The 12,598-nt window shown below is 60.3% G+C and carries 13 protein-coding genes; all 13 read left to right on the forward strand.

Annotated elements, in window-relative coordinates:
* The first annotated feature begins 186 nt into the window (after positions 1-186).
* The 13 genes from rpsB to lpxA all read left to right on the forward strand — a co-directional run bounded on the left by rpsB (position 187) and on the right by lpxA (position 12,598).
* Positions 187-915 (forward strand): 30S ribosomal protein S2, encoded by a 729-nt coding sequence (gene rpsB / locus ACYPYQ_RS08690; RefSeq protein WP_459722985.1) that lies wholly within the window; start codon positions 187-189, stop codon positions 913-915.
* Positions 916-991: 76 nt separating this feature from the next.
* On the forward strand, positions 992-1,891 hold the full coding sequence (tsf, locus tag ACYPYQ_RS08695; protein ID WP_459722990.1) for a translation elongation factor Ts: 900 nt from the start codon (positions 992-994) through the stop codon (positions 1,889-1,891).
* A 13-nt stretch (positions 1,892-1,904) separates the two neighbouring features.
* The gene (gene pyrH / locus ACYPYQ_RS08700) at positions 1,905-2,624 is read left to right on the forward strand and encodes a UMP kinase (RefSeq protein WP_459722993.1); all 720 of its coding nucleotides are present in this window, start codon (positions 1,905-1,907) and stop codon (positions 2,622-2,624) included.
* Positions 2,625-2,633: 9 nt separating this feature from the next.
* Entirely contained in the window at positions 2,634-3,191 is a 558-nt protein-coding gene (frr, locus tag ACYPYQ_RS08705) for a ribosome recycling factor (protein ID WP_459722996.1), read from the forward strand.
* Positions 3,192-3,266: 75 nt separating this feature from the next.
* Positions 3,267-4,028, forward strand: a complete 762-nt coding sequence (locus ACYPYQ_RS08710) for an isoprenyl transferase (RefSeq protein WP_459723440.1) — start codon at positions 3,267-3,269, stop codon at positions 4,026-4,028.
* Positions 4,021-4,851, forward strand: a complete 831-nt coding sequence (locus tag ACYPYQ_RS08715) for a phosphatidate cytidylyltransferase (protein WP_459723002.1) — start codon at positions 4,021-4,023, stop codon at positions 4,849-4,851. Before ACYPYQ_RS08710 ends, ACYPYQ_RS08715 begins: the two co-directional genes overlap by 8 nt.
* Positions 4,851-6,032 (forward strand): 1-deoxy-D-xylulose-5-phosphate reductoisomerase, encoded by a 1,182-nt coding sequence (gene ispC / locus ACYPYQ_RS08720; RefSeq protein ID WP_459723006.1) that lies wholly within the window; start codon positions 4,851-4,853, stop codon positions 6,030-6,032. Before ACYPYQ_RS08715 ends, ispC begins: the two co-directional genes overlap by 1 nt.
* 76 nt (positions 6,033-6,108) lie before the next feature.
* Complete coding sequence (rseP, locus tag ACYPYQ_RS08725; RefSeq protein WP_459723008.1) at positions 6,109-7,464, forward strand: RIP metalloprotease RseP; 1,356 nt, start codon at positions 6,109-6,111, stop codon at positions 7,462-7,464.
* Between the two features lie 6 nt (positions 7,465-7,470).
* On the forward strand, positions 7,471-9,753 hold the full coding sequence (bamA, locus tag ACYPYQ_RS08730; protein ID WP_459723010.1) for an outer membrane protein assembly factor BamA: 2,283 nt from the start codon (positions 7,471-7,473) through the stop codon (positions 9,751-9,753).
* Positions 9,754-9,798: 45 nt separating this feature from the next.
* Positions 9,799-10,314, forward strand: a complete 516-nt coding sequence (locus ACYPYQ_RS08735; RefSeq protein WP_459723013.1) for an OmpH/Skp family outer membrane protein — start codon at positions 9,799-9,801, stop codon at positions 10,312-10,314.
* A 21-nt stretch (positions 10,315-10,335) separates the two neighbouring features.
* Entirely contained in the window at positions 10,336-11,376 is a 1,041-nt protein-coding gene (lpxD, locus tag ACYPYQ_RS08740) for a UDP-3-O-(3-hydroxymyristoyl)glucosamine N-acyltransferase (protein WP_459723017.1), read from the forward strand.
* Positions 11,373-11,819 carry a 3-hydroxyacyl-ACP dehydratase FabZ gene (gene fabZ / locus ACYPYQ_RS08745; RefSeq protein ID WP_459723022.1) on the forward strand — a complete coding sequence of 149 codons (447 nt, stop codon included), beginning with the start codon at positions 11,373-11,375 and terminating at the stop codon, positions 11,817-11,819. The genes lpxD and fabZ overlap by 4 nt, the downstream gene beginning before the upstream one ends.
* Positions 11,819-12,598 (forward strand): acyl-ACP--UDP-N-acetylglucosamine O-acyltransferase, encoded by a 780-nt coding sequence (gene lpxA, locus ACYPYQ_RS08750; RefSeq protein WP_459723025.1) that lies wholly within the window; start codon positions 11,819-11,821, stop codon positions 12,596-12,598. Before fabZ ends, lpxA begins: the two co-directional genes overlap by 1 nt.

Genomic DNA, 12,598 nt, shown 5'->3' on the forward strand with positions numbered 1-12,598 from the left:
TCGATCGCGCGATGCGCAGAAGGGCTGCAACAACTTGAGTCGGCAGGGGAGTTCGGTTACAATGCGCGCCCCGTTTATCCGGCAACCGCCGGTGGACGGTAATTCACACACTCGTTCATGTTGGGGTGTCCTTACGGGATCAGGCTGGCGAGTGGAAGAACTTAACCCTTAACATTGGAGTAGATCATGGCAGCAGTCACAATGCGTCAAATGCTGGAAGCGGGTGTCCATTTCGGTCACCAGACACGTTTCTGGAATCCCAAGATGGCCCCTTATATCTTCGGTCATCGCAACAAGATCCATATCGTCAACCTGGAAAAGACCGTCGTGATGTTCAACGACGCGCTGAAGGAAGTGCGCAAGATCGCATCGAAGAAGGGCAATGTCCTGTTCGTGGCGACCAAGCGCCAAGCGCGCGAGATCATCCGCGAGGAAGCGATGCGCGCCGGTTCACCTTTCGTTGACTACCGCTGGTTGGGCGGCATGCTCACCAATTTCAAGACCGTTCAGCTGTCGATCAAGCGCCTGAAGGAACTGGAAGCCATGATCGAGGACGGCAGCATCGACAAGGTCTCCAAGAAGGAAGGCCTGATGTTCCGCCGCGAACTGGAAAAGCTGGAGCGCAGCCTGGGCGGTATCAAGGACATGCAAGGCCTGCCTTCCGCGATCTTCGTGATCGACGTCGGCTACCAGAAGGGCACCGTCACCGAAGCGCAGAAGCTGGGCATCCCGGTCATCGGCGTGGTCGATACCAACCACAGCCCGGAGGGGGTGGACTTCGTGATCCCTGGTAACGACGATTCCAGCCAGGCGATCCGTCTGTACGCACGCGGCGTGGCCGATGCGATCTTGGAAGGTCGCGAGCAAGCGACCACCGATCTTGTCGAACAGATCGCGGAAAAAGAAGCTGCTTAAGCGGCCTCTCCGTAACAAGGGGGCGCAAGCCCCCTTTTTTGTAAGCTGAATTCTGTTGAAAAATTAGGAGTGTGACATGGCGGAAATCACCGCAAGCATGGTTAAGGATCTGCGCGAGGCGACCGGCCTCGGAATGATGGAGTGCAAGAAGGCGCTGGTGGAGACGAACGGCGATGCAAAAGCTGCTGAAGAGCTGCTGCGCATCAAGAGCGGTGCAAAGGCCAGCAAGGCTGCGTCCCGCGTGACAGCAGAAGGCGTCATCGGTTCCTATCTGTCTGCTGACGGCAAGATCGGTGCCGTGGCCGAAGTGAATTGTGAGACCGACTTCGTGGCCAAGAACGACGACTTCATGGCGTTCGCCAAGAACGTTGCCGAGACCGTGGCGAAGAACGACCCGTCCGACATCGATGCGTTGCTGGGCATGAAGCTGGCGAACGGCACGGGTACGGTGGAAGAAGACCGCAAGGCGCTGGTGATGAAGCTGGGTGAGAACCTGAGCGTGCGCCGTATCGAGCGTTATCAGACATCCACTGGCAGCCTGGCGACCTATCTGCACGGCAACAAGATCGGCGTGATGGTCAATTACGAGGGCGGCGACGAGGCGCTGGGCAAGGATCTGGCGATGCATATCGCGGCTTCCAAGCCTAAGTCGGTGGATGCCTCCGGCGTGAATCCGGAAGACATCGAGACCGAGCGCCGTATCGCGATCGAGAAGGCCAAGGAATCCGGCAAGCCGGAAGCCATGCTGGAAAAGATCGCCGAAGGTACCGTGCAGAAGTTCCTCAAGGAAGTGACGCTGCTGGGCCAGGTGTTCGTCAAGGCTGAAGACGGCAAGCAGACCATCGAGCAACTGCTGAAGAGCAAGGGCGCCTCGGTCACCGCTTTCCAGATGTTCGTCGTCGGCGAGGGTATCGAGAAGAAGGTCGAGGACTACGCGGCTGAAGTCGCCGCCGCCGCCGCTGCAGCACAGAAGTAAACGAAAGGACGCCATGACCGCACCCGCCTACAAACGCATCCTGCTCAAGCTCTCCGGCGAAGCCCTGATGGGCGATGACAGCTACGGTATCAACCGTGCCGTCATCGAGCGCATCGTGGCCGAGATCAAAGAGGTGGTGGAGCTGGGTGTGGAGGTGGCGATGGTGGTCGGCGGCGGCAACATCTTCCGTGGTGTCGCACCTGCCGCTGCGGGGATGGACAGGGCGACCGCCGATTACATGGGCATGCTGGCTACCGTGATGAACTCGATGGCGTTGCAGGACGCGATGACGCGCGGCGGGTTGGAGTGCCGCGTGCAATCGGCGCTGAGCCTGGAGCAGGTCGCCGAGCCGTTCATCCGCGGCAAGGCGCTGCGCTATCTGGAAGACGGCAAGGTGGTGATATTCGCTGCGGGTATCGGTAGCCCATTCTTCACTACCGATACGGCGGCCGCGCTGCGTGGCGTGGAAATGTCCGCCAATGTGGTGATCAAGGCTACCAAGGTCGACGGGATATATACCGACGATCCGAAGAAGAACCCCGATGCGATCCGCTATCAGAGCCTGAGCTTCGATGAGGCGATCAGCAAGAATCTCAAGGTGATGGATGCGACGGCGCTGACCCTGTGTCGCGACCAGAAGCTGCCCATCATCGTATTCAGCATCTTCAAGCCGGGCGCGCTCAAGCGCGTGGTGTTCGGCGAAGGTGAGGGAACATTGGTAAGAGTGGATTAGGAGCGCAACATGATCTCTGATATCAAGAAGAACGTAGAACAAAAGATGCAAAAGTCGCTGGAAGCGCTGAAGACCGACTTGAGCAAGATCCGTACGGGCCGTGCGCACACCGGCATCCTGGATCATGTGATGGTGGAGTATTACGGCAGCCCCACCGCGATCAACATGGTGGCCAACATCACTTTGACCGACGCGCGCACCATCGGTGTGCAACCTTACGAAAAGAACATGATCGGTCCGGTCGAAAAGGCGATCCGCGATTCCGATCTGGGGCTGAACCCGGCCACCAACGGCGACCTGATCCGCGTGCCGATGCCGATGCTGACCGAAGAACGCCGCCGCGACCTGATCAAGGTGGTGAAGAGCGAAGGCGAGGACGCCAAGATCGCGGTACGCAACATCCGCCGCGAAGCCAACGAGCAACTCAAGAAACTGCTCAAGGACAAGGAAGTCGGCGAGGATGAGGAGCGCCGCGCGCAGGACGATGTACAGAAACTGACCGACCGCTACGTCGCCGAGATCGACAAGGCATTGCAAGCCAAAGAAGTGGATCTGATGGCAGTCTAATCAGGATTCGGGATGCAGGATACGGCAACACCGGCTGCCTCGACTGAATCCCGCATCCTGTACCTGAATCCTGAAATGGCCATCTTCAAAAGCTCAACCCGCACCATCCCCGAGACTGCCGCAGTCCCGCGCCATATCGCCATCATCATGGACGGCAACGGACGCTGGGCCAGAAAACGTTTGATGCCGCGCGTGATGGGGCATCAGCGCGGGGTGGAGACGGTACGCGAAGTGGTCAAAGCCTGTCGCCAGAAGGGGGTGGAATACCTGACGCTGTTCGCATTCAGCAGTGAGAACTGGCGCCGGCCCGCCGATGAGGTCTCCTTCCTGATGCAGCTGTTCCTGAAGATGCTGGAACGCGAAGTCTCAAAACTGCACGAGAACAATATCCGTCTCAAGATCATCGGCGACCGTAGCCGTTTCGATGCGCCACTGGTGCAGCATATCGAAGAAGCGGAGAGGCTGACCGCCGCCAACTCCGGACTCACCCTCACCATCGCCGCCAACTATGGCGGTCGCTGGGACATCATGCAGGCCATGCATGCGCTGAGCCAGGCGCATCCCGAGCGCGCCACGGCGTTCGGGGAAGAGGAACTCACTCCCTATCTTTCCATGCATTACGCACCGGAACCGGATCTGTTCATCCGTACCGGTGGCGAGCAGCGCATCAGCAATTTCCTGTTGTGGCAGCTGGCATATACCGAACTGTATTTCACCGATACGCTGTGGCCCGCTTTCGACCGCAAGGCATTGGAGGAAGCGATCCAGTCCTATCAAAAACGCGAGCGCCGATTCGGTCGCACCAGCGAACAACTCAAGGGAAGTGAAGATGCTTAGAGCGCGTGTTATCACTGCAGTCGTAATGCTGCTGCTGCTGCTGGCCGCGCTGTTCCTGTTGCCCGCGCTGGGCTGGTCCTTGCTGGTGATCGCCATGGTGATGCAGGGCACTTCGGAGTGGGCGCGTCTGTCCGGGCTGCAAGGCACGGCGGCCAAGATGTACTGGGGCGGTACGCTGCTGCTGATGCTGGGCCTGCTGTGGATGGATATGGGCCTCGCAGAAGGTGCGACCAACTATCCGCATCTGACTGCCTATCTGCTCTCCGCCGTGCTGTGGCTGATCGTGGTGCCGGCCTGGTTGATGAGCGGCGTGAAGGTGACGCACAAGGGGCTGATGATGCTGGTCGGCTGGGCGGTGCTGGTACCGACCGGGCTGGCCATGATAGACCTGCGTGCTTGGGCACCCAGCCCGTGGATGCTGTTGTTCGTGATGGGCATCGTGTGGGTGGCGGACAGCGCAGCCTATTTCGCCGGGCGCAAGTATGGCAAGACCAAGCTGGCACCCAGCATCAGTCCGGGCAAGACCTGGGAAGGCGTGGCCGGTGCGATCCTGGGCGTCTCCATCTATGTGGCACTGGTGTGGACCTTCAGCGAGGAATTCTCACGCTTGCAGGTGCTGCCGGCGTTGATGCTCACCGCCTGGTGGTGGGTGGTATTGGCCGTGCTGGGCGACCTGTTCGAGTCGGCCATCAAGCGTCAGGCCGGCGTCAAGGATAGCGGGGCGTTGCTGCCCGGTCATGGCGGACTGCTGGATCGCATCGATGCGCTGACCTCCACTTTGCCGCTAGCCATGCTGGCGCTGCTCTTTCATGGGCTGAACTAGTGCAGAACATCACCGTTCTCGGCTCCACGGGGAGTATAGGCAAGAGCACGCTGGACGTCGTTGCACGCCATCCGGACCGATACCGCATCATCGCGCTCACTGCGAACCGGCAGGACGAGTTGCTGTTCGAACAATGCCGCCAGTTCCGCCCGCACTTTGCCGTTCTTCTTGATGAGGCGGCGGCGGAGCGTCTGCGCAAGCGTATCGCCGCTACGGGGCTGGATGTAGAAGTGTCGTGCGGCAATGATGCGTTGGTAAAGGTCGCCACCTTGCCGGAGGTGGATGCCGTGATGGCCGCTATCGTTGGTGCGGCGGGGATGCGCCCAACCTTGGCGGCAGCGGAAGCCGGCAAGAAGGTGCTGCTGGCGAACAAGGAGACGCTGGTGCTGGCCGGTCACCTGTTCATGGATGCGGTGCGCCGCAGCGGTGCGGTGCTGTTGCCCATCGACAGCGAGCACAACGCCATCTTCCAGTCCTTGCCGCACGATTACGCAGGGAACATGATGAGCAGCGGCGTCAGCAAGATATTACTCACGGCTTCCGGCGGCCCGTTCCGCAACACGCCTGCCCCGGAGTTGCAGAACGTCACGCCGGAGCAGGCCTGCGCCCATCCCAACTGGAGCATGGGGCGCAAGATATCGGTCGATTCCGCCAGCATGATGAACAAGGGGCTGGAGGTGATCGAGGCGCACTGGCTGTTCAATGCCGCGGCCGACGATATCCAGGTGGTGGTGCACCCGCAGAGCGTGATCCATTCCATGGTGCAATATGTCGACGGTTCGGTGATCGCGCAACTCGGCAATCCCGATATGCGCACGCCTATTGCCTATGCACTGGCCTGGCCGGAGCGCATTGTTTCCGGCGTCGCGCCGCTCGATCTGTTCGCCATCGCCAAACTGGATTTCGTCGCGCCCGACCTCGACCGTTTCCCCTGCCTCACGCTGGCGTATCAAGCCCTGCGTGCCGGCGGTACCGTGCCGGCGCTGCTCAATGCCGCGAACGAAGTGGCGGTGGATGCCTTCCTGAATCGCCGCATCGCATTCCTCGATATCCCGCGCCTGATCGCGTCCGTGATGGAGGCGGTGCCGCGTGCCGAGGTGCGCAGGTTGCAGGATGTGCTGGATGCCGATGCCGCAGCCCGCATCGCCGCGCAGGCGTGGGTGGGGCAAAACACAAAGTGAGATCCCGGCCGGCAATGAACCTCTGTTTGCCGATTCGGTCACTACGCATATCACTGACTGTTTCCGGGAAGGACACATGATCACGCTACTTGCCTTCGTCGTCGCCATCGTCGTGCTGGTCGTGTTTCACGAATACGGCCATTATCTGGTGGCGCGCTGGTGTGATGTGAAGGTGCTGCGTTTCTCGGTCGGATTCGGCAATGTCATCTTTTCGCGCCGCATCGGCAAGGACGGCACCGAATGGGCGTTGTCCGCCATCCCGCTGGGTGGCTACGTGAAGATGCTTGACGAGCGCGAGGGCGAGGTCGCACCGAACGAATTGCGCCGCGCCTTCAACCGCAAACCGGTGTTGCAGCGCATGGCCATCGTGGCGGCGGGGCCGCTGGCCAATCTGCTGTTGGCCGTCGTCCTTTATTGGTTGCTGTTCATGGTTGGTGTGCCCGGAATCAAACCGGTACTGGGTGAGATCGCACCGGGTACCCCGGCAGCCGTCGCCGCCTTGCAGACGCAGAGCACCATCGTCAGTATCAATGGACAAGCCACGCAGAGTTGGCAGGAAGTCCGCTGGACTTTGCTCGACTTGATCCTGCAACAGCGTTCCGCCACGTTGCAACTGCGCGACCGAACAGACGCCATCGTGGAACGGGAACTGGATATGTCCGGTTTGACGGCAGCGGATCTGGACGGCGACTTCATGCACAAGCTGGGGCTGTTACCCTATCAGCCGCCGGTATATCCGGTCATCGGCCAGTTGACGGAAGACGGCGCGGCGGCACAAGCTGGTATGAAGACCGGTGACCGCGTGTTGTCGGTGAATGGCGAGCCTGTGGCGTTGTGGGAAGACTGGGTCAAGGTGATCCGCGCACATCCCGAGCAGAGGTTGCAGCTCGAGATAGTGCGTGACGGTGCGCGCATCGGGCTGTCCATCGTTCCAGCGGCAGTGATGGAGGACGGCCAGCGCATCGGCCGCATCGGTGCGGGTGCACAGATCGACCAGCAGGCTTTTGACGCATTGCTTACCGATGTGCGGTATCCCCCGCTGCAGGCACTGTCTGAAGGGATGCGAAAGACCTGGGAGACTGCGCTGATCAGCGTGAAGATGATGGGCAAGATGGTGCTGGGCGAAGTGTCGCTGAAGAACCTGTCCGGTCCCATCACCATCGCCGATTATGCCGGCCAGTCCGCACAGATGGGACTTGGGGCCTATGTGGGATTCCTCGCGCTGATCAGCATCAGTCTGGGAATATTGAATCTGCTGCCGATCCCGTTATTGGATGGCGGCCATTTGCTGTATTATTCGGTCGAATTTTTCAAGGGCAGTCCGGTCTCTGATGATCTGTGGGAAGCAGGACAGAAAGTCGGTATCGCACTCTTGGTGACAATGATGGCTTTCGCGTTGTACAACGACGTGAGCCGCCTGATTTTGGGTTGATAAACAATGGATTTGAGAAAACTAGCGGGCGTGATCGCGCTTGTATACGGCGCATCTGCCTGGGCGGGGCAGTCTTTTGTGGTTAAAGACATCCGCATCGAAGGCATCCAGCGCACCGAAGCCGGCACCGTGTTCAGCTATCTGCCGGTCAAGGTCGGGGACACGCTGGACGACAGCCGTGCAACGGCGGCCCTGCATGCCTTGTTTTCCACCGGTTTCTTCAAGGATGTGGAACTGCTGGCCGAGCAGGATGTGCTGGTGGTGCGCGTGCAGGAGCGTCCCACCATCGCCAGCGTCGAGCTGGACGGCGTCAAGGACTTCCCCAAACCACAATTGCTGGAGAACCTGAAACTGGTCGGACTGGCCGAAGGGCGCATCTTCGACAAATCGGCCCTGGAGAAATCCGAGAACGAATTGAAGCGGCAGTACATCGCGCGTGGCAAGTACGGGGTATCCGTCAAAACGACCGTGACGGATCTGGAACGCAACCGTGTCGCGGTCAGTATGATCGTGTCGGAGGGCAAGCCTTCCAAGATCCGCCAGATCAACCTCATCGGCAACCAGCATTTCAGTGATGACGACCTGCTGGACGAGATGAAACTGACCACGCCGGGCTGGTTCACCTGGCTCAGCAGCAACGATCAATACTCCAAGCCCAAACTGTCCGCCGACATCGAGACCCTGCGCAGTCTGTATCTGAACTCGGGTTATATGGACTTCTCCATCGACTCCACCAATGTAACGATCTCCGCCGACAAGAAGGATATCTACATCACGCTCAACCTGACTGAGGGCGAGCAGTACACGATCTCGGATATCAAGGTGGCAGGTTCGAGGAACGTGTTCAGCAACGAAGCGCTACGCGCCATGATCGATGTGCAGCCGGGCCAGGTGTTCTCGCGCGAAGCGCTGACCGCTGCCTCGGACAAGATCCGCGAGAATCTGGGCGAGGAAGGCTATGCCTTCGCCAACGTGAACATCGTGCCGGATATCGACAAGGAGAAGCACCAGGCCGCCTTCACCTTCGTGGTGGACCCCATGCAGCGCGCCTACGTGCGCAACATCAACGTCTCCGGCAACGACAAGACCAAGGACGAGGTCGTACGGCGCGAGTTCCGCCAGATGGAAGGCGGCTGGTTCGCCACATCCAAGATCAAGAAATCCAAGCAGCGCATCGACCGCCTCGGTTTCTTCGAGAGCGTGAACATCGAGACGCATCAAGTGCCGGGCAGTACCGACCAGCTCGATCTGGACCTGACGGTGACCGAGAAGTCGACCGGCAACTTCAATATCGGCATGGGATACAGCAACGGCGAGGGACTTACCTTCATGGGCGGCATCACCCAGTCCAACCTGTTCGGTACTGGCAACTATCTGTCCACCCAGATCAATACCAGCAAGGTCAACCAGGTGTATTCGGTCTCCTATACCAACCCGTATTACACGGACGACGGTATCAGTCGCGGCTTCGACCTCTACAAGCGCCGCTCGGACGTCACCTCGACCACCATCAGCCAGTACACCTCCGAGACCTACGGTGGCGGCATCCGTTATGCGGTGCCGATCAGCGATGAGGAGATGTTCCATTACGGACTGGCGCTGGAGAACACCACGATCGGCCTGACCAGCAGCAGCCCGCAGCGTTTCATCGATTACATCGACACCTTCGGCAAGACCAACCAGAACGTGCTGGGCACCATAGGCTGGTCGCGCGATACGCGCGATAACGCCCTGTTCCCGAGTGAAGGGGCGACGCAGCGTGCCAACATCGAAGCCTCGCTGCCGGTATCCGGCCAGCGCTTCTACAAGGTCACCTACACCCAGCAGTGGTATCAGCCGCTGACGGAGAACCTGATCCTGCATCTGAACGGCGATCTGGGGCTGGCGGATGGTTACAGCGGCATGACGTTGCCGTTCTTCAAGAGCCTGTATGCGGGCGGATCGGGCAGCGTTCGCGGATACGACTACAACTCGCTGGGCCCGCGCGATGCCAGCGGCTATTCGCTGGGCGGCAACCGTCGCGTGGTGGGCAATGCCGAGATATTGTTCCCCATGCCGGGCATGGAGAAGAGCAAGTCTTTGCGCATGAGCCTGTTCCTTGACGGCGGCGCGGTCTACGGCGATGCTACGCAGACTGCGGCATCGGAGGGGATGCGTTATGCTGGCGGCCTGGGACTGACATGGTACTCGCCGGCCGGGCCGATCCAGATCAGCTGGGCCAAGGCATTGAATTCGCAACCGCAGGACAAGCTGCAATTCTTCCAGTTCACCATGGGTGGCATGTTCTAGCGGCCGGTATCTTCGCGGGTCTGGTGTGTCAGACAAGGAGCAATCATGAAGAGCATATTCTTGGCATTGGTATTCGGTGCGGTCCTCGCATCCCAGGCGCAGGCTGCCGACTTCCGTATCGGCATCGTCGATACGGAGCGCATCCTGCGCGAATCGGCACAGGCGCTCGCCGCCCAGAAGAAGATCGACAAGGAGTTCTCGGTGCGCGACCAGGAGATCAAGCAGCTGGCCGGCGAACTGAAGGATGCACAAGAGGAACTGGACAAGGATCGCAGCAAACTGTCGGACTCCTCGCGCCGTATCAAGGAGCGCGAGATCGCCAACCTCAATCTGCAATTGCAGACCAGGCAGCGCGAGTTCCGCGAGGATCTGAGCCTGCGCCAGAACGAAGAGCTGGCACAGATCCTCGCCAAGGCAGACAAGGCGATCCGCGCCATCGCCGAGAGCGAACAGTACGATGTCATCCTGCAGGAGGCGGTCTATCGCAACCCGCGTGTGGACATCACGGACAAGGTGCTCAAATACCTGGAAGGCGAACCGCTATCCGGGGCTGGCAAGTGACTTCCAGTCGGGACTGAACGAATGGATCGACCGATCTACAGTCTGGCCGACATCGCGGCCCGTTTCGGCGGGGAGGTGCTCGGTGACGCGCAAACCGCCGTGTCGCAGATCGCCACGCTGGAGAAGGCCGGGCCTGGGAATATCGCATTCCTCGCCAATGGCAAATACCGCAAGCAGCTGGAAGACAGCCATGCTTCCGCGGTGATACTCGGTGCCGCCGATGCCGACCTGACGCAGCGTCCGCGCATCGTCGCCGCAAATCCGTATTCCTATTTCGCCAGGCTGTCGGCCTTCCTCAATCCCCTGCGCGAGTATGCGCCCGGTATACATGCCAGCGCGGTGATCGAACCAGGCGCGCATGTCTCACCGGATGCGCACATTGGTGCCAACGTGTGGGTGGGCGAGGGGGCACGCATCGGTGCCCGTTGCGTGGTGATGGCCGGTTGCACCGTCGGCGAACAGGTGGCACTGGGGGAGCACGTGCGGCTGTATCCCAATGCCAGCATCTATCACGGCTGCGTGCTGGGCGACCATGTCATCGTGCATTCCGGAGCCATCATAGGCGCGGACGGATTCGGCATCGCCATGGACGAAGGTCGCTGGCTGAAGATCCCGCAGATCGGCCGCGTCATCATCGGCGACCATGTCGAGATCGGTGCCAACACCACCATCGACCGTGGCGCGCTGGACGACACGGTGATCGAGGAGGGCGTGAAGCTGGACAACCAGATCCAGGTCGCGCACAACGTGCGCATCGGCGCGCATACCGCCATCGCTGGTTGCGTCGGTATCGCCGGAAGCGCGCGCATCGGGCGCTACTGCCGCATTGGCGGCGGGGCCATCATCCTCGGCCATCTGCAGGTCGCGGACGAGGTGGAGGTCTCTGCAGGTACGGTGATCACCAAAAGCATAGACAAGGGCAGCTACACCGGCACCTACCCGTTCAGCGACAACCAGGCGTGGCGCCGCAACGCCGCGCAGCTGCGCCATCTGGACGAGATGGCGAAACGTATCCGACAACTTGAACACGACATAGCAACATTGAAGGGGAGAGAAGCATGAGCATCACCATGGACATACATGAAGTACTGGAACACCTGCCGCACCGTTACCCGTTCCTGTTGATCGACCGCGTGCTCGACGTGGTGCCCAACGAGCGCATCGTGGCACTCAAGAACGTGACCATGAACGAGCCGTTCTTCCCCGGTCACTACCCGCATCATCCGGTGATGCCCGGCGTGCTGATCATCGAGGCGATGGCGCAGGCTTCGGCCCTGCTGTCGTTCAAAAGCATGGGTACCAAGCCGGACGAGAATTCCGTGTACTACTTCGTGGGCATCGACAACGCGCGCTTCAAGCGTCCCGTCAGTCCCGGCGACCAGTTGATCTTCCGCATGGAGCTGACCATGAACCGTCGCGGCATGTTCAAGTTCAAGGGCACGGCCGAAGTGGACGGCCAGATCGCCGCAGAAGCGGAACTGATCTGCGCGATCAAGGAAAAATAATGAGCGAATTGCGCCACCCGACCGCGATCATCCATCCGGGCGCGAAACTGGCCGACGATGTCAGCGTCGGCCCTTATACCATCATCGGCGAGCATGTCGAGATCGGGGCGGGTACGACGGTCGGCCCGCATGTGGTGATCAACGGCCACACCACCATCGGCAAGAACAACCGCATCTTCCAGTTCTCCTCGCTGGGCGAGATCCCGCAGGACAAGAAGTACGCCAACGAACCGACGCGGCTGGAGATCGGCGACAACAACATGATCCGCGAATTCTGCACCTTCAACCTGGGCACCGCGCAGGACAAGGGCGTGACGCGCGTCGGCAACAACAACTGGATCATGGCCTATGTGCATCTGGCGCATGATTGTCAGGTCGGCAACAACACCATCTTCGCCAACAACGCGCAACTGGCCGGCCACGTGATCGTGGATGACTACGCCATCCTCGGCGGCTTTACCGTGGTGCACCAGTTCGTGCAGATCGGCGCGCATGTCATCACCGGCATGGGCAGCATCCTCTTCCAGGACATCCCGACCTATGTCACCGTGTCCGGCAATCCGGCCGCGCCGCACGGCACCAATTCCGAAGGCCTGAAACGTCGCGGTTTCTCCAGTGCGGCGGTGATGGCGATCAAGCGCGCCTACAAGACGCTGTACAAATCCGGCATGACGCTGGAAGAAGCGAAGGCCGCCATCGCCGCGCAGGCAGCTGAGCATCCGGAGCTGCAAGCCATGCTCGAATTCCTCGGACGCACCCAGCGCGGCATCGTCCGTTGA

This window comes from Sideroxyarcus sp. TK5, from assembly GCF_054601595.1.